At 61.0% G+C, this 21,730-nt stretch carries 16 protein-coding genes; 10 read left to right on the top strand and 6 right to left on the bottom strand.

Annotated elements, in window-relative coordinates; genetic code table 11:
• The first annotated feature begins 83 nt into the window (after positions 1-83).
• On the top strand, positions 84-953 hold the full coding sequence (gene purU / locus AYM40_RS01770; protein ID WP_063494705.1) for a formyltetrahydrofolate deformylase: 870 nt from the start codon (positions 84-86) through the stop codon (positions 951-953).
• Between the two features lie 109 nt (positions 954-1,062).
• Here the strand turns inward: purU and AYM40_RS01775 are convergent, their stop codons facing one another.
• Both AYM40_RS01775 and uvrA read right to left on the bottom strand, forming a co-directional pair.
• Positions 1,063-2,148, bottom strand: coding sequence for an AI-2E family transporter (locus AYM40_RS01775; protein WP_063494706.1), 1,086 nt, complete (start codon positions 2,146-2,148; stop codon positions 1,063-1,065).
• A 34-nt stretch (positions 2,149-2,182) separates the two neighbouring features.
• A complete protein-coding gene (gene uvrA / locus AYM40_RS01780; RefSeq protein WP_063494707.1) occupies positions 2,183-5,056 on the bottom strand; it encodes an excinuclease ABC subunit UvrA in 2,874 nt (957 codons plus the stop codon).
• A 369-nt stretch (positions 5,057-5,425) separates the two neighbouring features.
• Between uvrA and AYM40_RS01785 the strand changes: the two genes are divergently transcribed.
• The 8 genes from AYM40_RS01785 (at position 5,426) to AYM40_RS01820 (ending at position 15,401) form a co-directional block, all read left to right on the top strand.
• On the top strand, positions 5,426-6,616 hold the full coding sequence (locus AYM40_RS01785) for an MFS transporter (RefSeq protein ID WP_181448397.1): 1,191 nt from the start codon (positions 5,426-5,428) through the stop codon (positions 6,614-6,616).
• Between the two features lie 192 nt (positions 6,617-6,808).
• Complete coding sequence (locus AYM40_RS01790; protein WP_063494709.1) at positions 6,809-7,348, top strand: single-stranded DNA-binding protein; 540 nt, start codon at positions 6,809-6,811, stop codon at positions 7,346-7,348.
• Between the two features lie 235 nt (positions 7,349-7,583).
• Entirely contained in the window at positions 7,584-8,738 is a 1,155-nt protein-coding gene (locus tag AYM40_RS01795) for a tyrosine-type recombinase/integrase (RefSeq protein ID WP_236720880.1), read from the top strand.
• A complete protein-coding gene (locus AYM40_RS01800; RefSeq protein ID WP_063494711.1) occupies positions 8,722-10,260 on the top strand; it encodes a site-specific integrase in 1,539 nt (512 codons plus the stop codon). Before AYM40_RS01795 ends, AYM40_RS01800 begins: the two co-directional genes overlap by 17 nt.
• On the top strand, positions 10,257-12,290 hold the full coding sequence (locus AYM40_RS01805; RefSeq protein ID WP_063494712.1) for a hypothetical protein: 2,034 nt from the start codon (positions 10,257-10,259) through the stop codon (positions 12,288-12,290). The genes AYM40_RS01800 and AYM40_RS01805 overlap by 4 nt, the downstream gene beginning before the upstream one ends.
• Positions 12,287-12,721, top strand: coding sequence for a hypothetical protein (locus tag AYM40_RS01810; protein WP_063494713.1), 435 nt, complete (start codon positions 12,287-12,289; stop codon positions 12,719-12,721). Before AYM40_RS01805 ends, AYM40_RS01810 begins: the two co-directional genes overlap by 4 nt.
• On the top strand, positions 12,721-13,158 hold the full coding sequence (locus AYM40_RS01815; RefSeq protein ID WP_063494714.1) for a VPA1267 family protein: 438 nt from the start codon (positions 12,721-12,723) through the stop codon (positions 13,156-13,158). Before AYM40_RS01810 ends, AYM40_RS01815 begins: the two co-directional genes overlap by 1 nt.
• Positions 13,159-13,382: 224 nt before the next feature.
• Positions 13,383-15,401, top strand: a complete 2,019-nt coding sequence (locus AYM40_RS01820) for an AAA family ATPase (RefSeq protein ID WP_158515226.1) — start codon at positions 13,383-13,385, stop codon at positions 15,399-15,401.
• A 432-nt stretch (positions 15,402-15,833) separates the two neighbouring features.
• Here AYM40_RS01820 and AYM40_RS01825 read toward each other — a convergent pair whose 3' ends face one another.
• On the bottom strand, positions 15,834-16,634 hold the full coding sequence (locus AYM40_RS01825) for a DUF4239 domain-containing protein (protein ID WP_063494716.1): 801 nt from the start codon (positions 16,632-16,634) through the stop codon (positions 15,834-15,836).
• A 305-nt stretch (positions 16,635-16,939) separates the two neighbouring features.
• Between AYM40_RS01825 and AYM40_RS01830 the strand changes: the two genes are divergently transcribed.
• A complete protein-coding gene (locus tag AYM40_RS01830; RefSeq protein WP_063494717.1) occupies positions 16,940-18,580 on the top strand; it encodes a methyl-accepting chemotaxis protein in 1,641 nt (546 codons plus the stop codon).
• A gap of 159 nt (positions 18,581-18,739) precedes the next feature.
• Here AYM40_RS01830 and AYM40_RS01835 read toward each other — a convergent pair whose 3' ends face one another.
• From AYM40_RS01835 to AYM40_RS01845, 3 genes are read right to left on the bottom strand one after another with little or no spacing between them, the layout of a single operon-like run.
• Positions 18,740-19,549: a c-type cytochrome gene (locus tag AYM40_RS01835; protein ID WP_063494718.1), complete on the bottom strand. Its 810-nt coding sequence runs from the start codon at positions 19,547-19,549 to the stop codon at positions 18,740-18,742.
• A complete protein-coding gene (locus AYM40_RS01840; RefSeq protein WP_063494719.1) occupies positions 19,546-21,171 on the bottom strand; it encodes a b(o/a)3-type cytochrome-c oxidase subunit 1 in 1,626 nt (541 codons plus the stop codon). Before AYM40_RS01840 ends, AYM40_RS01835 begins: the two co-directional genes overlap by 4 nt.
• Positions 21,158-21,730 (bottom strand): cytochrome C oxidase subunit II, encoded by a 573-nt coding sequence (locus AYM40_RS01845; protein ID WP_063494720.1) that lies wholly within the window; start codon positions 21,728-21,730, stop codon positions 21,158-21,160. The genes AYM40_RS01840 and AYM40_RS01845 overlap by 14 nt, the downstream gene beginning before the upstream one ends.

Genomic DNA, 21,730 nt, shown 5'->3' on the forward strand with positions numbered 1-21,730 from the left:
CACGCCGGGTCACGCCCTGGCACGCTGCATCGAGCAGGACACACCGAAGAAACTACGCACTGAAGAAGGGAGTCACCCAGGTCATGTCGACCGATCACAGCTTTATCCTCAAACTGTCGTGCGCCGACCGGCCCGGCATCGTCCACGCGGTTTCGGGCTTTCTGTTCGAGCGTGGCAGCAATATTCTCGACTCCGCACAGTTCGGCGACAGCCGCACCGGCGAGTTCTTCATGCGCGTGCATTTCCAGCAGGTGGGCGGCGATCCGGGCCTGAACCTGTTGCGTACGTCGTTCGCGACGCTTGCTGAGCAGTTCAGCATGCGCTGGGAACTGCACGATGCGTCGGTGAAGCCGCGCGTCGTCATCATGGTGTCGAAGATCGGCCATTGCCTGAACGACCTGCTGTTCCGCTATCGCACCGGTCAATTGGGGATCGAGATTCCGGCGATCATCTCGAACCACAAGGAGTTCTATCAGCTCGCGGCCAGCTACGACATTCCGTTCCATCACTTCCCGCTGATGGGCGGCACGCCCGACGCGAAGGCCGCGCAGGAAGCGCGCGTGCTCGAAGTGATCGACGAGCATCAAGCCGACCTGGTGGTGCTCGCGCGCTACATGCAGATTCTGTCGCCGCAGCTGTGCGAATCCCTTGCCGGCCGCGCGATCAATATTCACCATTCGTTCCTGCCGAGCTTCAAGGGTGCGAAGCCGTATTACCAGGCGTTCGACCGCGGCGTGAAGCTGATCGGCGCAACCGCGCACTACGTAACGACGGATCTCGACGAAGGTCCGATCATCGAGCAGGACGTCGAGCGGGTCGACCACAGCATGACGCCGGAGCAACTGACGGCGATCGGCCGTGACGTCGAATGCGTGACGCTCGCGCGTGCGGTGAAGTGGCACGTCGAGCATCGCGTTGTGTTGAACGGCAGCAAAACGGTGGTGTTTCGTTAAGCGTAGTGGATGCGCTTGCGGTGGGTGCGGCCAACTCTGGCCGCATCGCGCCACCACCGGTGAACGGCAATTGCAGCTAAGCCCGCATCGCAGTCTGGCTGACTGACGCTCACACCAGCCGCAAATAGATCAATTCCCGCTTGATGTACGCATAGAAGATCGGCGCCGCGACCACGCCGGGGATGCCGAACGCGGCTTCCATCACGAGCATCGCGATCAGCAATTCCCAGGCGCGCGCCTCGATCTGACCACCGACGATGCGCGCATTCAGGAAGTACTCGAGCTTGTGAATCAGGATCAGGAATACCAGCGACATGACCGCCGCCGGAAAGCTCACCGAGAGCGCCACCGCGACGATGATCGTGTTCGAGATCAGATTGCCGATCACCGGCAGCAAGCCGACGATAAACGTCACCAGCACCAGTGTTTTGGAGAGCGGCAGCGTGTCGTGAAAGATCGGCAGGATCACCAGCAGGAAGATGCCGGTGAAGCCCGCATTGATCGCGGAAATCTTGACCTGAGCGAAGACGATGCGGCGGAAGGCGTCGGCGAAACGGGTTACGCGCGTGACGAACGCGGTGGACAGCGGCAGCCGTTGCATATGCTTCTGCGCCCCGACCGCGATGATCGCGCCGATGATCATGCCGATCAGGATGTGCGTGAAGCCGCGCGCCGCGGTCTTGCCGCTTTGCTGCAGCATGTTCGCGTTCTTCTGCATCAACTCGGCCGCCCTGGCCTTCATCTGCTCGGTATCGACCGGCAGATAGTTGGCGACGAAATGCGGAATCCGGCCGCGTGCCTGGTCGATCAGCTGCATTGCCTGGTCGAGCAGTTTCTGCACGCTCGGCACGTCGTTCTCGAAATGTTCGATGATGCCGAGCGTCAGTCCCGTCAGCGCGCCGACTATCACCACCGAGAGGATCACCACCGCGAGCCAGCGCGCGCGCTGACTTGACATATGCCGTTCGATGCGCGGCGCGATAGTGTGCACGAGTTGAAAGACGAGCAGCCCGGCCAGCAAGGCGCCGAGCAGCCTCAGGTCGATGACCGCCCACATGCCGATCAGCATCAGCAGGTAACTGCCGATTTCGACCGCCGACAGCTTCGGCAGGCTCATGTCGCTAGTCAGCCTGACCGGGCGTGGGCGTAGGTCCTGCACTTGCCCGTCGTCGCGCGCCTGATTCCGCTTGGCCATGGCTTATTCCGTCTCCAACCCGAGTTGTGCAGCGTTACTTTCTACTGGCAGTGCGTTTCAAGAGCGGCGCCAGATACTTTCCGGTAAAACTTGCCTTCGCCTTGGCGACCTGCTCCGGTGTGCCTTGCGCAATGATCTGCCCGCCGCCGGCTCCGCCTTCGGGGCCGAGGTCGATGACCCAGTCGGCGGTTTTTATTACATCGAGATTATGCTCGATGATCACGACGGTATTGCCCTGATCTCGCAAACGATGAATGACTTCCAGCAGCAATGCGATATCGTGAAAGTGCAGACCGGTGGTCGGCTCGTCCAGGATGTATAGCGTGCGACCGGTGTCGCGCTTGCTCAGTTCCAAAGATAGTTTGACGCGCTGCGCCTCGCCACCCGACAGGGTGGTCGCCGACTGGCCCAGCCGGATATAGCCCAGACCCACGTCCAGCAAGGTCTTCAGCTTGCGCGCGACGACCGGCACCGGCTTGAAGAACTCGTAGGCGGTCTCCACCGTCATGTCGAGCACTTCGCTGATGTTCTTGCCTTTGTATTGGACGTCCAGCGTTTCGCGGTTGTAGCGTTTGCCGTGGCAGACGTCGCAGGGAACGTACACGTCCGGCAAAAAGTGCATTTCCACCTTCAGTACGCCGTCGCCCTGGCAGGATTCGCAACGGCCGCCCTTCACGTTAAACGAGAAGCGGCCCGCTTCGTAGCCGCGTTCTTTCGCCGCGGGCACGCCCGCGAACAGTTCGCGGATCGGCGTGAACAGGCCCGTGTAAGTGGCCGGATTCGAGCGTGGCGTGCGGCCGATCGGCGACTGGTCGACGTTGATGACCTTGTCGAAATGCTCCAACCCTTCGATCGATTCGTACGGCGCCGGCTCAGTGGACGAGCCATACAGGTGATGCGCGACCGCGTGGTAAAGCGTGTCGTTGATCAGCGTGGACTTGCCCGAACCGGACACGCCGGTCACACAGGTCAGCAGGCCGACCGGCAGATCCAGCGAGACGTGCTGCAGATTGTTGCCGTACGCCTCGACGATGCGCAGACGGCGTTCGTCCGGTTCCTTGCGCTCGTCCGGGAATTCGATGTTGCGGGCGCCGGACATGTATTGCCCGGTCATCGATGCCGCGTTCGCCTCCACCTGCTTGGGCGTGCCTTCGGCGATCACCATGCCGCCGTGTTCGCCCGCGCCGGGACCCATGTCGACCACGTAGTCGGCCATGCGGATCATGTCTTCGTCGTGTTCGACGACGATCACCGAGTTACCCAGGTCGCGCAGATGCTTGAGCGTGGCGATCAGCCGGTCGTTGTCGCGCTGATGCAGACCGATCGACGGCTCGTCCAGCACGTACATCACGCCGGTCAAACCGGAGCCGATCTGCGAGGCGAGGCGGATCCGCTGCGCTTCGCCGCCCGACAGCGTTTCCGCGCTGCGTTCGAGCGACAGATAGTCGAGCCCGACGTTATTCAGGAACATCAGCCGCGCGACGATTTCCTTGACGACTTTGTCGGCGATCTCGCGTTTCGAACCCTCGAGCCGCAGCGTCTGGAAATAGCCGAGCGCGTCGCGCAACGGCCAGCCGCTGATTTCGAAGATGCCGCGCGCGTCGCTGTTCGAGCCGATCCGCACGAAACGGGCTTCCCGGCGCAGCCGTGTGCCGGCGCAGGCGGGGCAGGGCTGGTTGTTCTGATACTTGGCGAGTTCTTCGCGCACCGCGACCGAATCGGTCTCGCGGTAACGCCGCTCCAGGTTCGGGATGATCCCTTCGAACACATGCTCGCGCACGGAAGTGCGGCCGCGTTCGTTGATGTACGAAAACGGAATCTCCTGCTTGCCCGATCCGAACAGCAGAATCTTGCGGACTTTCTCCGGCAGGTCTTCGACGGCCGTGTCGATGTCGAACTCGTAGAACGCCGCGAGACTTTGCAGCATCTGGAAGTAGAACTGGTTGCGCCGGTCCCAGCCCTTCACCGCGCCTGCCGCCAGCGACAGCGACGGGTGCGCGACGACCCGCTTCGGATCGAAGAAAGTGATCTGGCCGAGGCCGTCGCACTCCGGGCATGCGCCCATCGGGTTGTTGAACGAGAAGAGGCGCGGCTCCAGCTCCTGCAGCGAATACGAGCAGATCGGACAGGCGAACTTCGAACTGAACAGATGCTCCTTGTCCGTCTCCATTTCCAGCGCGATCGCGCGGCCGTCGGCGAGACGCAGTGCCGTTTCGAACGATTCGGCGAGGCGCTGCTTCATATCGCCGCGCACTTTCAACCGGTCGACGACCACGTCGATCGTGTGCTTGTCGTTTTTCTTGAGCTTCGGCAGCGAGTCGACTTCATAGATCTTCGCGACGCCTTCGTTGGCCGTGCCTCCGCCCGAACGGACGCGAAAACGGATGAAGCCCTGCGCCTGCATCTCTTCGAACAGCTCGACGTGCTCGCCTTTGCGGTTCGCCACCACTGGCGCGAGGATCATCAGCTTGGTCTCTTCCGGCAGGGCGAGCGCCGCGTCGACCATCTGCGAGACGCTTTGCGCCTCCAGCGGAATTTCGTGGTCCGGACAGTACGGCGTGCCGACCCGTGCGAACAGCAGCCGCAGATAGTCGTGAATTTCGGTGACGGTGCCGACCGTGGAACGCGGATTGTGCGAAGTCGCTTTCTGTTCGATCGAGATCGCCGGCGACAGGCCTTCGATCAGATCGACGTCCGGCTTTTCCATCAATTGCAGGAACTGGCGGGCGTAAGCGGAGAGACTTTCGACGTAGCGGCGCTGTCCTTCCGCGTAAAGCGTGTCGAACGCGAGCGACGATTTACCCGAGCCGGATAGGCCCGTAATCACGACGAGCTTGTGACGTGGGAGGTCGAGATTGACGTTCTTCAGGTTGTGGGTGCGAGCCCCACGGATACGGATTTGTTCCACGCGTTATTCCAAGACTTGGCCCGTGACCTGGCGGAAAGAGGCGGAGGCTAAACCTGCTACTATAACGACTTTTCAAGACCGCCGTTACGGCTTCCTGACAGCCCGAAGAAGGTGCAAGGCAAGCTGTAAGGCAGGGGTCCAGCGCCGCAGGAAAGAGGTCTAACTGGGGCCACTTTCCGCGAGTACAAGGCGCCGCGAGGCTCCGGACGGGCGTGTAGCAAGGCCGCCGGCCCGAATGCCGCGCTGCAGCTTGCCGCCGTCCGGCTGTCCCGTGGTAAGCCGCCTGGTGGTGGCCGTCCTGCGGGGAAGGCCCGCCCGCGGTGTGCCGCCCAGCGGTAGGCCGCCCCGCTCATTCAAAGAACGCTCCCGATGTCCAATCCGTCCGCTACATCCTCACGCATGAGCGCGCCTGAAATGCGCGCGACCGTGTCGCTTGCCGCCATCTTCGCGCTGCGCATGCTCGGTCTCTTCATGATCATGCCGGTGTTCTCGATCTACGCGAAGACCATTCCCGGCGGCGACAACGTGCTGCTGGTGGGTATCGCGCTCGGTGCGTACGGCGTGACGCAGTCGATGCTGTACATCTTCTACGGCTGGGTCTCCGACAAGGTCGGCCGCAAACCGGTCATTGCGACCGGGTTGTTGATCTTCGCGCTCGGCAGCTTCGTCGCGGCGGGCGCGCACGACATGACGTGGATCATCGTCGGCCGGGTAATTCAGGGCATGGGCGCCGTGTCGTCCGCGGTGATCGCGTTTATCGCCGACCTCACCGCCGAAGAGCATCGTACCAAGGCGATGGCGATGGTCGGCGGGAGTATTGGCGTTTCGTTCGCGGTGGCGATCGTCGGTGCGCCGATCGTGTTTCAGTGGGTCGGCATGAGCGGCTTATTCACGCTGGTCGGCATCTTCTCGATTCTGGCGATCGGCCTGGTGCTGTGGGTCGTGCCGGATGCGCCCAAGCCGGTGCACGTGCGTGCGCCGTTCGCCGAGGTGCTGCATAACGTCGAACTGCTGCGCCTGAACTTCGGCGTGCTTGTGCTGCACGCCACGCAAACCGCGTTGTTCCTCGTCGTGCCTCGTATTCTCGAAGCCGGCGGCCTGCCGGTCGCGTCGCACTGGAAGGTGTATTTGCCGGTGATGGGCCTCTCGTTCGTGATGATGGTCCCGGCGATCATCGCCGCGGAAAAACGCGGAAAAATGAAAATCGTGCTGCTGTCCGCGATCGGTCTTATCCTGATCGGACAGTTGTTGTTGGGCGTCGCACCGCATACGATTCTGAGTGTGGCGGCGATCCTCTTTATCTACTTTCTCGGCTTCAATATCCTTGAAGCGTCGCAGCCTTCGCTGGTGTCGAAACTGGCGCCGGGAACCCGCAAGGGTGCGGCGGCCGGCGTGTACAACACCACACAGTCGATCGGTCTTGCTCTGGGCGGCGTGGTCGGCGGCTGGCTGCTCAAGGTGGACGGTCAGAGCGCAGTCTTTTTCACTTGCTCTGGGCTGGTGTTTTGCTGGCTTATAATCGCGGCAAATATGAAACAGCCGCCGCGCAAGAAGGCGTAAGAGCGCCCCCAACCCTGGCGCTCGCGCCAGGCCCCCCCGAGGGGATCAAGCAAACTCGGGGCGGCCCGGCGTTTTCTTGACAGAACTCACCCGGCGGCGGGCTGAGGCGCAGTTCCGATCTCCGGCCCGCTGGCTTGAGACGTGAATCGTGTGTTGCCGCGCCGCCCGTAACAGAATCAACAGGAGAAACTCATGGCATCCGTGAACAAGGTCATTCTCGTCGGCAATCTCGGAGCCGATCCGGAAGTCCGTTATCTTCCGAGCGGCGACGCAGTGGCGAACATCCGCCTTGCGACGACGGATCGGTACAAGGACAAAGCGTCCGGCGAAATGAAGGAAGCAACCGAATGGCACCGCGTGTCGTTCTTCGGCCGGCTCGCTGAAATCGTGTCCGAATATCTGAAGAAGGGCTCGTCGGTGTACCTGGAAGGGCGCATCCGCACCCGCAAGTGGCAGGCTCAGGACGGCACCGACCGTTACTCGACCGAAATCGTTGCCGAGCAGATGCAAATGCTGGGTGGCCGTGGCGGCTCGATGGGCGGTGGCGGTGGCGACGAAGGTGGTTATAGCCGCGGTGAGCCGTCGGAGCGTAGCGGCGGTGGCGGTGGTCGCGCGGTCGCGGGCGGCGCCGCTTCGCGTGGCGGTAGCGGTGGCGGCGGTGGTGGTTCGAGCCGTCCGAGCGCGCCGGCCGGCGGTGGGTTTGATGAGATGGACGACGATATTCCGTTCTAGAAGCTACTAAGGTAGATTTTTGTTGATTAGAGCCCGCGTGCCCTCAGCACGCGGGCTTTTTCTTTACCCACACTTTGTTTTATGTTCTAGTAGCGTCTTTACTCAACTACTACTTGGCAAAAACGGTGGGTAGATGACGAGATTTGTCGCAAAGCGCATCAGGTTCCGGAACGGAGAGCATCACTCTGTGCTGAGTAGGCCCGGAGGCCTTCCGGTCCACGAAGCGACCCTGTACTTGAACAAGTACCGCAAGCGCGGTCGAGCCGCCAACACGATTCATGGCATTTGCATGGTGTTGGCTTTGCTATACAGAGAGCTGGCTAAGCACAAAATCGATTTGCTCGAACGATTGCGGGTCGGTCAGTTCCTGACGATACCTCAGCTCAACCGATTAGCCGATGCTGCTCAGTATCGAGTGGATGACCTGTCCTACGAAGACGCAGAGGAACCAGGTACATCAAAAGTCATTGATATCCGACGAATCCGCATGCGTCGCAAAGCGGCAGTCGAGCAGGCCAAGGCGGTCAGCGTAGCTACCCAAGCCTCCCGACTTCGGTACATGGCGGATTTCCTGGAGTTCTTGGCGATGTATGTGGGTGCGACGCTGCCGGCGCCCCTGCGAAAGGAATTGGCGATTGAAAGCGCTCACGCGCTCAAAGCATTTCTGGCTCAAGTGCCCAAAGTCCCCAAGCGTGCCAAGCTCGGTGCCCGGGAGGGACTTTCTAAGGAGGACCAGGACCGGCTCCTCGCTGTGGTTCGCCTAGACTCGCCCGACAACCCGTGGCAGCAAGGTTATGTCCGCTACCGGAATTGGCTGATGGTTGTGCTCTTGCTCGCGACCGGCATGCGTCGCGGCGAGTTGCTGGGCATTCAGCTTAAAGACCTCCATCAAAGCCTGCCCAAGCTGCGCATCATCCGGCGGGCCGATGCAAGTGAAGACCCCCGTCGCATTCAGCCGAATACCAAGACCAACGACCGAGAGGTGGAGGTGCGGCCGGAAATTATGCGGGCCGTCTGGAACTACATTAGGCGTCACAGAAAGAAAATCAAGGCCGCTCGCAAGCACCCGCAGCTCATCGTTACAGACGATGGCTACCCGTTGTCATTGGGTAGCGTCGACAAGATATTCCGGCAGCTTCGCGAGGCTTGCCCAGGCTTGCCCGTCACGCTGACGAGCCATGTGATGCGCCACACCTGGAATGAACGCTTCTCCGAGCAGGCTGAACTGCTGGGGCTGACGGATGCCGTCGAAGAGAAAGCCCGGAATGAACAGCAAGGGTGGACCGATAACTCGAAGTCCGCTGCAACCTATACCCGTCGTCACGCGAGCCGTAAAGGACGGGAAGTCTCCCTGAAACTACAAGAACAGCTCGATGTTACAGACAAATGAACTGCGTTCCTCCACCGCTCTTGTTATTACTTTGCCCAAGCGTGTATTCACGCGCAGCAAGAGCAGCTTCGACCCAAACGACGACGTCTGGGAGTGGGCGGATGGCCCGGCGGACGCGTACATTGACTTTCGACGTTACAACAACGGCTTCGAAGCGTTCGTTCCGTGGCTCAAGCATGCCCTGCTTCCGTTCGTCAAGGGGCACTCATCTGCGCATGTCATGAACCTGAATGGGGCGTTCACCCATTTCGTAGACGCCATGCCGACATGCCCGGAAGGGGCCATTGGCGCGCAGCATATCTCCAACTACGCAGCCAAGCTGGGTGCTCACGAAATCGGGCGGCTCGGGACCCTCAACGGTCTGCTACAAAAGTGGGTGAACCTCGGTCTGCCCGGCGTCGAGCCGGAGTGTGCCACGTACTTGCTCGAGCGCAAGAAGCCCGGCAATGAGAAGGGCAAGGCGGTCAGGACGCGTGACCCAGTCGCAGGACCGCTGAGCGAGGAGGAATACACCGCGCTGTACTCGGCGGTCAACGCTGCCTATGGTCGCGGTGAGTTACCGTTGTGGACGCTTCTGCTCACCAGACTACTCTTGGCGTGCGGCGGTCGTATCTCTCAATATGCTTCACTCAAACTCTGTGACTTTGACAGCACGACGTTAGTGCTTAGCCTTCCTCAGGCCAAAACGGGCTTGGAGCACGCGCGAATCAGCTTCCTCGCGTTTGACATCAGTCCACAAACGGGACGGCTCATCGCAGACTATATAAGTGGTTTGCGCGAGGAGGAATACGACGACAACTCCGCCTTCTTCCCACAAGCCCTGGTCATGCCTCGGGGACCTCGCAAACAACGTCGGGCCATTGACGACCTGTTCTACGGGCATTGCACTCCGGAAACACTGTCGGCGTGGTTCAGTACCCTTATGACGGAAATTGCACCGCCAACTTCCCGGCTCGACTTCGCGCCGACGCCTCTGACGGCACAGAGATTCCGGTACACCTTCGGCACCCGGCTAGCCGAGGAAGGTGCAAGCAAGGTAATCATCGCGAACCGGATGGGCCATGCAGACCTCCAGCAGGTTGACGTCTATGTCGCAGCCTCTCCAAAGATTGTTGAAAACATCGACCGGGCTATGGGGGCTATGCTTGCTCCGCTCGCCCAGGCTTTTAAAGGGCAGCTCGTGCTGGATGAGGAGCACACGACCCACAAGGGCGCTCCCGGGAGCCGTATCATTGACTTCCGGGTCTCAAAGGACCCGGTGGGTAGCTGCGCGGGACAAGGCAAAAGCTGTGCCTTCAACAAGCCGGTCGCCTGCTACGGATGCTTCCGGTTCGAGCCGTGGCTCGACGCTCCGCACGAGAAGGTGCTTGAGCGCCTGGAGTCTGAGCGGGAAAACTGGTCGGCGGACGACCGAATGGCGGCGGTGAATGATGAGCCCATCCGGGCAGTCAAGGAGGTCATCGCGCTTTGCGCCCAGGTTTGGCAGCAGCGTGCCGAACAGGAATCGGAGGCGGTGTCATGAAAGCCCCAACTCCAGTACTCAACTTTACGCCTCGGGCCGAATTAGCGCCCCTGGCCAACATCGAGGCCTTCGTGGCCCTCTGTAGGGACTCGGACGTGCTGGGTGCGCGGGGGCAGTTCGACATAAACGTCTGGACGCTCGGATACTTCAAAGGACAGAACAAGGTGAACCGGGTGGTGTTCAGCACCCTTGCGGCGTCCCGCGAAGACAAGCCCGAGCCGAGTCTGCCGCATCCGTTCCTGGACTTTGCGAAAGCGACGCTTGTCTACCTTCACGACAAGAAGCCGGTAGAGTCGCAGGCGCCGCGCATTGCGGCGCTTCGATGCCTTGAAGCCGCCTTGCGCGAGTCAGGCAAAGGCTCGCGGCCGACGGCTGTCGACGAAGATGTGCTGGATAGCGCGGTCTTACTTGCTAGGGCGGTGGTAAATGGCAGGAAGGTTTCGCCGGCGGTGGCTTACCGGACCGCCGGTCAACTTCAATCTATCGCTGAGCTCATGCGCTCCAAGGGGTTTATCCACCTCCGTCAACGCTGGACGCATGGCCTCAAAAAGCCCGACGAAAGAGGGTCTCGTATCTCGCAGGAGGCCCTGACGGCTCGGCAGGAGAAGCTGCCTTCCGCCGCCACGCTCCGTGCGCTCGGAGCCATCTTCCATGATGCCATCGAGCCTCCCGATGTCATGGTGTCGAGCGTCACCGGCCTGTTGCTCTGTGCGCCGGAGCGCATCAACGAAGTGATTCGGCTTCGCCGCAACTGCCTGGTTGAGGGCGACGGCGAATATCGTGGGAAGCTGGGGCTACGGTGGTCCGGGTCAAAGGGGGCAGAGGACACCACGAAGTGGCTCCCCACGGAAATGGTGCCCATCGCACGCAAGGCGGTCGCAAACATCATCGAGGTGACGACACCGGCCCAGAAGTTGGCGGCCTGGTACACGGAGAACCCTGAGAAGCTGTACCTCCACGAGGGGGCTGTGCATCTTCGCGACAAGAAGGTCCTGACGTTGGAGGGAATCGGTCTCATCCTGTGGGGTGATGCGACGGCGAGCGGACCGGCCAACACCTGGGCTCAAAACAAAAACAGGCGACTGCCCAAGCAGCCGCTCGGCGGACGCAGTATTGGCTATCTCTTTGAGGATGTCGAGCGGGCTGTCGTTGCCCTGCTGCCCGAGACCTTCCCTTACGTACCGGGCGCCTCCGACCGGCTGTGCCGTGAGTCCATGTCCATCATGCTCATGAACGAAATGCATTCGCAGAAGGCGACATACCTTTGCATGTTCAGTTGCGTTGACACCGACACTATCACCAACCACTACGGGGCGCGCAAGGGTCGAGTCTCCATCTTCAAACGCTTCCATTACACCGAGGACGACGGCTCGCCTATCGAGCTTCAAAGTCACAGCTTGCGCCATTACCTGAACATGTTGGCGCAGACCGGCGGCTTGAGCAGCACCGAAATTGCCATCTTCTCCGGTCGGAAGGACGTGAAGCAGAACCGCGCCTACGACCATATGACCTCGGATGAGGTGCAGGCGCCCATCAGTAAGGCATTGAAGGACGGGTTCACCTCAGAATTGGAACCGGTCTTCACCAGGCGTGACCTAGTTACGCGCGGCGAGTTCAAAGGCCTGGGGCTGACGGCGGCACATACGACCCAATACGGCTGGTGCGAACACGACTTCGCGAGCGAGCCGTGTCAGATGTACCGCGACTGCGTTAACTGCGAGGAGCAGGAGTGCATCAAGGGAGAGACGCAGAAGGAAGCGAACCTTCGCATGCTCAAGAGCGAGACCGAGTACCTGTTAAAGCAGGCCAAGGAAGCCTTGAGCGAAGAAGAGTACGGTGCCGATACCTGGGTCAAGCACCAGACGCTGACGCTCGAACGAGTCAACGCCCTCCTGTCGATTCTCGAGGACCCGGCGGTACCCGCTGGAGCGCGGATTCGTCTGGACGTGGACAACGCTCCGCTCATCACAACCGACAATGTTCACCCTGTCAGGTTTGTCCGGACTACGCGGCGAAAGGTACTTGCATGAAAAAGAACCGGGCACCAGACCTAACCGACGAGCGCATTGCAAAAATCCTTGAAACGTTGGACACATGGAAAGGCAAGCTTACGTGGGAGCTCTTGCTGGATGCGGTCCAGGCGGCGACCGGCTACCGATACTCGCGATTTACGTTCGCGGAATACCCTCAAATTGCGAATGCGTTCTCGCTCAAGAAGGACGTGTTGCGCGGTACTTTGCCACATGAACGAGGCGAGCCTCGGGATGAACGGGTTCGTGCGGCTCTCGAGCAGGTCTCCCGCTATAAAGCGAAAGCCGAACGGCTGGAAGCAGAGAACCAGCTCCTGAACGAGCAGTTCCTGACGTGGGCGACTAACGCCGAGCGCAAGGGCGTCACGATGGACATGTTGAATGCCCCGCTCCCGAAGCCGGAGCGCGACCGTTCGAAAGGAGCCAAGTGATGGCAAGCGGACAGCAGGTCGCCGAGGAGAATGTGCGTCGGTTCACGACCTGGGCGGCATCGAGGACCGACGAGGACTTCCGGAACATGGTGACGCGAGGCGTCCTGTCGCGCACGGAAATCGCGGCAGAGTGTGGGTTTGCGAAATCGGCGCTCGCGCAGAATCCACGGATTCGGGATGCGCTCAAGAACCTGGAGGCGGACCTGCGCGAGCGTGGCGTGCTTCCGCAGCTTGTGTCGGGAGACGAGCCGGAAGCGTCGCCGCTCAGACTCCGAGCCGCTGAGTCACCTCGCGCGGCTCAGGATGCTGAGCGCCTTTCTCGCCTGGAGCAGGAGAACGCGAGCCTGAAGGCGGAGAATGCCGAGCTCAAGCGCATGTTAGGCCGTTACGCGGTGCTTCAGGAGGTCCTCGCGGAAACGGGGAGGCTTCCTCGGTGAGCGACCCTACGAACGTCACGCTGCGTGTGACGGGGGTCAGGTCTCAGAACCCTCGAGGCTTCGGCGGAGCCATCTTCACCGGGGTTCCCGTCGATGCTACTGGGTCTGTCCTTGACGCGTGCACTTATGTCGTCGTCAAGGCGACCCGGGCTACCCTTGGCGGAACAAAGGTCGAGCGAGGCCAATGGTGGACGGTTGCAGGACAGCTGGTTGAGCGCCGGTCCGTGGTTGACGGCTTCGAGCTGGTTGAGCAGCAGGTCGATGCGGAGGTCGCGTATCTCGCCCGCCCGACCGGCGAGCATCTCGTCACGTTCATTGCCGAGAACCCCGCCTTCGAGGGACTCGGAACAGTCAAAGCCAGACGGCTCTGGGAGCGCTTCGGCGAGCAGTTGTATCAATTGCTGGACGCGGCCGACCCGTCGCCGTTCGCCGACGTCCTCTCTGCTGCGGCAGCTCAGCGTCTGGTTGAGGCCTGGGCTTGTCACGGCGAGTCCCGCACCCTTCAGTGGCTTCAGGCCGCTGGCTTCGACATCGGACTGGGACGGAAGGTGCTGCGGTACTTCGGTGGTGAAGCGCAAGCTCGCATTGAGGAAGACCCCTATCGCCTGCTATCGTTTGCCGGCAAATGGTCGACCGTCGACCTGATGGCACAAACGCAGTTCGGCGTTCAGTCCGACGACCCTCGCCGGCTGCGGGGAGCCGGCGAGGAGGCGTGCTATCGGATGTTCGCCGCCGGCCACACGGCAATGCTGTCGGCGGACCTGGTCGAGCAGGTCGCCCCGCTGCTGGGACGACCGCCAGTCGGCGTTCAATGGCGAGATTTGCTCGCGACCGCCGTGTCGGAGGGCCTCAAAAGCGGCCACATCGTTCAGACGCAGCACGGCCTGCAACCGCTGGGCGCTCTGGTTATGGAGCGTCAGGTAGCCAAGGCTATCCAGGAGCGTTTGACCGGCGGCATCGAGCGACTGCTTCCTGGTCATCGGGTCGAGCGAATCATCACGGCTTGCGAAGCTGAAGACGGCATTGAGCTGAACCCGGAGCAGCGGAATGCTATCAGGATGGCCGACGAGTACGCGTTTGCCTGCATCACCGGTGGGGCTGGCGTGGGCAAGACGACCGTGCTCAGGTCGTTGTGTCGGCTGTATCAGGACGCAGGAACCAAAGTGCTACAGGTGGCACTTGCAGGACGCGCAGCGAAGCGGATGCAGGAAGCCACTGGTCTGCCCGCATTCACGATTGCCAGCTTCCTTAAGAGCGTCAACAACCTGACCTTCGATGGTCCCACGGTGTTGGTCATCGATGAGGCGAGCATGGTTGACATCGTCTCGATGAGCCGCCTGTGCCAGGCGCTACTTCCTCACGTACGACTCGTTCTCGTTGGTGACCCCTACCAGCTCATGCCGGTCGGGCCTGGTCTCGTCCTTCACTGTGTCATGAGGGTGCCACGCATTCCCTCGACCGAGCTCAAGACCGTGAAGCGCTATGGAGGGGAGATTGCCGCCGTGGCTTCGGCCGTGCGGGAGGGGGTGTGGCCGAGCATCTCTGCCGACGAGACGGCGTCCGTTGCCTTCATCCATTGTGATGACCGGCAAATCGCGGAAAGAGTGGCGGACCTTTATGCCGTCGATACCGCTGGCACGCAGGTCCTTGCGCCGCTGCGAAACGGCCCGGCAGGGACCAAGGTACTCAACCAGGTCTGCCAGCAGCGATTCACCGGCGACGGGCCAACTGTGACTCGGTGGAACGACGAGTTCGACAGGCCTGAGTACTGTGGTTTCAACCTTGGAGATGTCGTTCTCTGCACTCGCAACCTCTGGGACAAAGGACTGCAGAACGGGTCAATGGGTCGGGTTGTGGAGGTCGAATCCCTCGCTACCAAGCCCAGCGATGACGCTGAACGGGTGCTGGCCTGGGTCGAGTGGGACGATGGCGTTTGCCGGGAGCTCACGTCCGAGATGCTTGAGGATGTCGAGCTCGGGTTCGCGGCGACGGTTCACAAGGCCCAAGGCTCTCAGTGGCGCCGCGTCATCATCCCGGTCACCAGGTCAAGGCTGCTGGACCGAACGCTGTTATACACAGCCCTCACTCGTGCCCAGGTTCAGGTCATCCTGGTCGGAGACGTCGAGGCCGCCCAAAAGGCAGTGGAAGCCCCGCCGAAGGCACACAGTCGAAAGGTAGCGTTGGACCTAGCCTTGATGCATTACCTCATGCAAGCCGACGATAATGTCCTTCTGCCGGCCTGACCGGTGCGACGACACATGACGAGTCAAGGGCGGGCGCCAGCCCGGCGAAGCGAACCCTTGACCGCTGATGGTTTGCCACGCTGTGGCTGGGTTGGAAGCTCGGCATTCTCGTGCTTCCAACCATGCCATACCGCAGCGCTGTTCGCTATGATTACGCAAAGTCGTCCCTTGAGCGCGTACCCACAAATTCAGGTCAGAAGGCGGTTTCCACGAGAATTTGGGGCGTTGTGGGCACATTACCAACAACTGTGTGAAACACAAACCTCCGAAAGGCCGGCACTCACTCACATCCAGCGCGCTATCAACACTTTTTAGTAACCATAACCGTTCTAAATCTGACTAAAGCAGTTTTTCGTTGGTAGAAGCCCGCCCTCCCATAGAGAGCGGGCTTTTTTGTTCACATCCCGACTTTTCTCGTCACCAAAAACCCCGTCACCGGCGAAGATGCTCCAGCGCGTCTCTCATCGGCAAACTGGACACGACAATCGGCCCGGTGAATGGTGTATCCAGATCGACAATCACATAGATAGCGGAAGCAATCGATACTGCTCCGATGGAGATAGTCACCAACGCCAACGCATTGCGCGGCGCGATCAATCCGAAGCTGAGAAAAATCACGCACAACCAGAACGTCAGCGTCATCAAAAAAGGCATAGAAATTGAGCTGTGCGCTTCCTCGATGATCTTCCATCGAGCGTCCACCGTTCGCCGATATTGAGTCAAGGCATCATCGAGCGCGCGCTGTTGTAATGGGTCGTGCGCTCGCAGTTGCCGCAACTGCCTGCCCACCGCGGTCAGCATATCGCCGAGCCGTACGTTCTCCAGTTTCTGCGAGTCGTCCTGGGTTCCGATGTTCCTCGGATAGTCACCGGCTGGAGCCGGCTCGCCCGGCCATGTCGATGCAATCGCCGCTGCGGTGTACACGCGCAGCAGGTTACGAGCCTCATCGGTATCGCTGCCATATTCCCGCAAGGTCGTGTCGAACTCGATCAGATCGGCCGCATAGGTGCGTAAATCATTCGATTCGGTATCGAAGCTGGATTTCGCGGACGCCGTCATCAACCCGAGCACCAAAGCGGCAAACGTCACCAGCATGCCGATAACCAGCTGGATGAGTTGTACGGTTTCGTGTGCCTTGTGCTCCTCTGGCAGCAAGGGGCGCACCCACACGCCAAAGCCGGTTCCGACAAGCAATAAAGCGAAAACCAGCAGGGCCGAGCCTATTTCTGACATAGAAATGCTCCGGAGATGTGCGCCTCGTCACTTTCTACCAGCCGCCGCTTGCCGACCACCCGGGTAGTCCCGCAAATGCCCCTGCTCAAACAGCGGCCGACTTCCGCTCGTATGTTGATGTATCGCAAACGTATGCGCCATCAACCATAAAGTTTTCTGTAGTCCCGCCGTAGACCATCTATGTGGCGTTCGCTTAAATTTTGATCAAAGGTTGCGGACCTGGCCATATGGGCTTGGGCGCAGCACGCGTGACCGAGACCAGTTTTCTGAACATTCGGTCAGGCAGCCCAACGGAGACAAGCCTGATGCTGAAAAATCTGTCGATTCGAACCCGCCTTACCCTGATGATCGTGTTCTTCGGCGTGGTGCTGCTGTTCGGCGCCGCCGCCGGACTGTTGTCTTTGCGTTCGAGCAACGCGTCGCTGCAACAGATGTACACCGTGGACACGCCCGCAGTCGCCGACCTCGAAGGTAGCGCTGGACAACTGCTGCGCCTGCGTCTGGCGCTGGCGACTTACGCATCGTTGGTCGACCTGAACGATCAGGACGGCGCGAACGCGGTGCTCATGCGCTTTGATCAGTATCAGAAAGCATCGAATGATCGCCTTGCCCATTATGTGAGCCGTGCGAGCACGGATGCTGACGAACAGCGCCTGATCAAGGACATGCAGGACAAGCGCGACACCTTCCTGCACGAGGGCGTCGATCCGGCGCTGGCCGCGCTCAAGTCCGGCGACAAGACGGCATTCGAACAGCTGCAGGCGCACAAGCTGCCGTCGCTCTATAGCGCCTACGAAAAGGCCATGCTCACGCTCGAGCAATTGCAACTCGATCACGGCGCCCAGCGCTATCAGGATGCACAGGATCTGTTCTACGCGATCTGCATTGCAGTGGCGATCGGCATGGGGCTGTCGCTGCTGGGCGCCTTGATCGGACGGGCGGTCATGGTGCGGGCTATTGTCAGTCCGGTCGACGCGACCATTGCGCAGTTTCAGCGGATTGCCAATGGCGATCTGACCCGCCAGGTCGACGTGACGAGCAATAACGAAATGGGCCGTCTCGCCGCGGCATTGCGCAAGATGCAGGACTCGCTGATCGAGACGGTGAGCGCCGTGCGTCACGGCACGGAATCCATCGATACGGGCGTGAGCGAGATTGCGGCCGGTAATGCCGATCTGTCGCAACGGACCGAGGAGCAAGCCGCATCGCTCGAAGAAACGGCGGCCAGCATCGAAGAGCTGACCTCGACGGTCAAGCAGACGGCGGACAACGCGAAGCAGGCGAGCTCGCTGGCGCAGGGTGCGTCAAGCCTGGCTGCGCAGGGCGGCGATCTGACGGAGCAGGTGGTGGGCACGATGCATGGCATCGTCGACGACTCGCGGCGGATTGCCGACATTGTCGGCGTGATCGAAGGCATTGCTTTCCAGACCAATATTCTCGCGCTGAACGCAGCGGTCGAGGCGGCGCGTGCGGGCGAGCAAGGGCGTGGGTTTGCGGTGGTGGCGAGCGAAGTGCGGTCGTTGGCACAGCGAAGCGCCGCGGCGGCCAAGGAGATCAAGGGGTTGATCGATGCATCGACGGCGCGAGTGCAGGCGGGGTCGCAGCTGGTCGAGCGCTCGGGGTCGACGATGACCGAGATTGTCGATTCGATTTCGCGCGTGAGTTCGATCATGAGCGAAATCGCGGCTGCGGCGCTTGAGCAGAGCACCGGGATCGATCAGGTGAACCTGGCTGTCGCTCAGATGGATGAGGTAACGCAGCAGAATGCCGCGCTGGTTGAGCAGGCCGCTGCTGCGGCTAGTTCGCTGGAGGAGCAGGCTCGAAGGTTGACTTCGGCGGTGGCTGTGTTTCAGACAGGGAGCGGGGTTTCTACTTTTGGCGGTTGGCGAAGTGGTTCTGCTGTTGGGGTGGGAAAGGTCGACGCGGGTGAGTTTGTAGCAGTTTGATGTTGAGTTGCCTTCGCGGTGCTTATTGCCTGTGCACCGTGGCCGTTACCCTAATTTCGATCATTTTTAATAGGTGCATTAACGACGGTGCGATACGCGGCGGCGAATCCTTCAATCAGGACGACCTTGTGCGCGCATCAAGCACCGCAACCCAACCCCTCACTGCATAGCAGCGTAATACTTAGCCACGCTATCAATCTCCGCCGAGGTCATCTGCCGAGCCACATTCCGCATCTGCTCATTAATATCGTTATGCCGGGCGCCGGAAGCAAACGCCCGCATCTGCGCAGCGAGATAAATGGACGACTGCCCTCCAAGCCAGGGCGCCGCCCCCTTACGATCCAGCTGTCCATGACAGGCCGCACAGGGCGCAATATTCCGCTGCGGATCGCCCTGCATGGCAAGCCTCACGGCATTCGCATCCGGTCCAACACCTGTGGGCAAAACCTCGGCCGCCGGCGCGCGAGACAGCGAAGCATAATAAGCCGCCAGATCGTGCAGATCCTGATCGCTGCGAGCCGCGATAATCGGCTGCATTACCGCGTTCTGCCGCACGCCGCTCTGATAGTCGCGCAATTCTTTATAGACCACGTCGGCATACTGCCCGGCCAACGCGGGCGCTGTCACCTGCACCGTGCCCAGCACGCCATGACACATCGAGCAATTCTGCGTCGCAATCGTCGCGCCGCGGCCAATCGAATTCGTGTCAGCACGCGCCCGCCGCAAAGGCGGCAAGACCACCACCTCGCTCGGCGCCGGGCCGGCAATATTGGCGCCGCCGTACCAACTCGACGGCGCACCCGCGGCGCTGCAAATCGTCGCCCATAAGCCACGCTCGCTGAATCCGCTATTGGCTGAAGGCAACCAGATGAAGCCAATCAGTATCGCCGCAATGGCAATCGCTACGGTACCGCCCAGGCTCACCGTGAACCACGGGTTGCGCAAGCTGAAGACGCGTTCCTGACTCATCGCTGCGCTCCGACGACAACTGCCGGCACCGACGTCTGCGGCAATCTGAGCAACTGAACGATCGGCACACTGTAGTTGACAACCGTCAGCCCGATCATCAACGCCACCCACAAGCCGAAACTATTGAGCGCGGCAGGCACGCGCTCCACCGGTTGCACCGCACTCGCAAAACGGAAACTCTGCTGCTCTGCCTGCGGTCCGAATTGCGACTTCGCGAGGATGTAGATGAACAGCACGCCGGACACCGCCAGAATTAGTCCACCCACCGCCGACATGCCCACCCAGAACGCCTGCGATTCCATCCCAGGCATGTTGTAGTCGTAGTAGGCCATGCGGCGCGGCGCACCGAGCAAGCCGACGTAGTGCCACGGCAGCGTCACCACCATCATGCCGATGAACCACAGCCACAGTTGCGTGCGCACCAGCTTCACCGACGCAATCGCGCGGCCGGTCAGTTGCGGCCACAGTTCGTACGCGATCGCGAAGTACATGATGACGATCGCCCCGCCGAAAATCAGATGGAAGTGTCCGGTCACCCACTGCGTGTTGTGCACCGTCGAGTTCAACTGGTAACTCATGTTGATCAGGCCACCCGCACCGCCAAGACCCAGCATCACGAACGAAAACGCGATCACCAGCATCATCGGGTTCTGCCACGGCAACGCGGTCAACCAGCCGAACGCGCCCTTGCCGCCGCGCAACCGTCCGGCGATTTCCACGGACGCGCAGATGGTGAACACCGTCAGCAACGTCGGCACCGACACCATGCCGGTAAATACCGCATGCAGGAATTTGAACCCTGAGCCGACCTGTGGATCGGCGAACAGGTGGTGAATGCCGATCGGCATCGCGAACACGAGGAACAGGATGAACGACACGCGCGCCATCGAATCGCTATAGAGCCGGCCGCCGATCGCGCGCGGCACCAGTGTGTAGTACGCGATGTAAGCCGGGATCAGCCAGAAGTAGACGATCGCATGCAGCGTCCACGAAAACAGGATGCGTGAAAGACCCGCGTCGATCGTGTTGGTGAGGCCGAAGGCCACCGGCAAGATCTGGAACAGGATTTCGAGCGCCGCGCCGACCGCAGTCCATGCCCACAGATACGCGCCGGCCACATTGGCGAACATCGCGAGCGGTACGGGCTTGCCGGGATTGGCGCGTTTCCAGATCCGCAGATTCACGTGCATCAGCGCGACCCAGATCCATGAGCCGACCACCACCAGCACGACGCCGAGATAATAGAACGGACTGCCGATCATCGGCGGGTAAAACGTGTAGAGCACGGAGGCCCTGCCGAGCGCGACCGGCACCACCGCCATCACCGCGCCGACTGCCAGCATCACGAGCGCGGCCCACGCCCATTTGAGGCCGACCAGCCGTTGCGCGAGCGCGAGTTCGACGATTGCGTAGCCGAAGCCCATCGATACCAAGGTAGGCAGCACGTAAGCCATCACCGTACCGTGCGCGGTCACCGATCGATAGTAGAGTTCGGGGTCGCCGACCCATGGCAGCAGCGGGCTGCGTACCAGCATTTGCCAGGCGCCCAGCAGCAGCGCGATCAGAAACGCGATGAAGGCTAGCCAGAAATGCGCGAGAACAAGTCGCTTAGCGTGAAACACAGCTGAGCCTCCGTGATTGTCGGGCTTGCTCGAAGAATGCGGCTTTGTCGATCACCTTCACGTGTGCCCACATGGTCTGGTGGCCGAAGCCGCAGAACTCGTGACACGGCATCAGGTGATCGGCAGGTTTGTCGAAGCGGGTGTTCAGCGTGGCGACGTAGCCCGGCACGACCATCGTGTTGATGTTGGTGTCGGTGACGAGCAAACCGTGCACGACATCGGCGCTGGTGGTGCGGATCGTGATCGGCGTATCGGCGGGCACCAGCAGGCATTGCGGCGTGAACGAATACTGCTGCGCAATGAAGCGCACAACCACCGAGCCATCCGGTTCGACGGCGCTGCCGAGGTTGTCCTCGACGAATTCGCCGGACAGTTGCAGGCGCGAAGGGTCAATCGTCTCGACCCGCGACGGCGGCATCATCGCCCAATGCAGTCCCGAGAACACGATGACGGCGAGCATCAAAACGATCAGCGCTGTGGCAAAAATCGCCCAGCGGCGCTCGGCGCGTAAGGCGACTTCGTGGCCGCTGCCCGGTTGGTGATTGGAATCAGTCGACAT

It is taken from the genome of Paraburkholderia phytofirmans OLGA172 (genome assembly GCF_001634365.1).
GTDB lineage: Bacteria > Pseudomonadota > Gammaproteobacteria > Burkholderiales > Burkholderiaceae > Paraburkholderia.

Bases quoted from the DNA above. Each gene is read 5' to 3' on its own strand.
- AYM40_RS01775 (WP_063494706.1), bottom strand. From the start codon at position 2,148: ATGGCCAAGCGGAATCAGGCGCGCGACGACGGGCAAGTGCAGGACCTA.
- AYM40_RS01825 (WP_063494716.1), bottom strand. From the start codon at position 16,634: ATGTCAGAAATAGGCTCGGCCCTGCTGGTTTTCGCTTTATTGCTTGTC.
- AYM40_RS01815 (WP_063494714.1), top strand. From the start codon at position 12,721: ATGGCAAGCGGACAGCAGGTCGCCGAGGAGAATGTGCGTCGGTTCACG.
- purU (WP_063494705.1), top strand. From the start codon at position 84: ATGTCGACCGATCACAGCTTTATCCTCAAACTGTCGTGCGCCGACCGG.
- AYM40_RS01805 (WP_063494712.1), top strand. From the start codon at position 10,257: ATGAAAGCCCCAACTCCAGTACTCAACTTTACGCCTCGGGCCGAATTA.
- AYM40_RS01800 (WP_063494711.1), top strand. From the start codon at position 8,722: ATGTTACAGACAAATGAACTGCGTTCCTCCACCGCTCTTGTTATTACT.
- AYM40_RS01830 (WP_063494717.1), top strand. From the start codon at position 16,940: ATGCTGAAAAATCTGTCGATTCGAACCCGCCTTACCCTGATGATCGTG.
- AYM40_RS01845 (WP_063494720.1), bottom strand. From the start codon at position 21,730: ATGTCGACTGATTCCAATCACCAACCGGGCAGCGGCCACGAAGTCGCC.
- AYM40_RS01785 (WP_181448397.1), top strand. From the start codon at position 5,426: ATGTCCAATCCGTCCGCTACATCCTCACGCATGAGCGCGCCTGAAATG.
- AYM40_RS01810 (WP_063494713.1), top strand. From the start codon at position 12,287: ATGAAAAAGAACCGGGCACCAGACCTAACCGACGAGCGCATTGCAAAA.
- AYM40_RS01790 (WP_063494709.1), top strand. From the start codon at position 6,809: ATGGCATCCGTGAACAAGGTCATTCTCGTCGGCAATCTCGGAGCCGAT.
- AYM40_RS01835 (WP_063494718.1), bottom strand. From the start codon at position 19,549: ATGAGTCAGGAACGCGTCTTCAGCTTGCGCAACCCGTGGTTCACGGTG.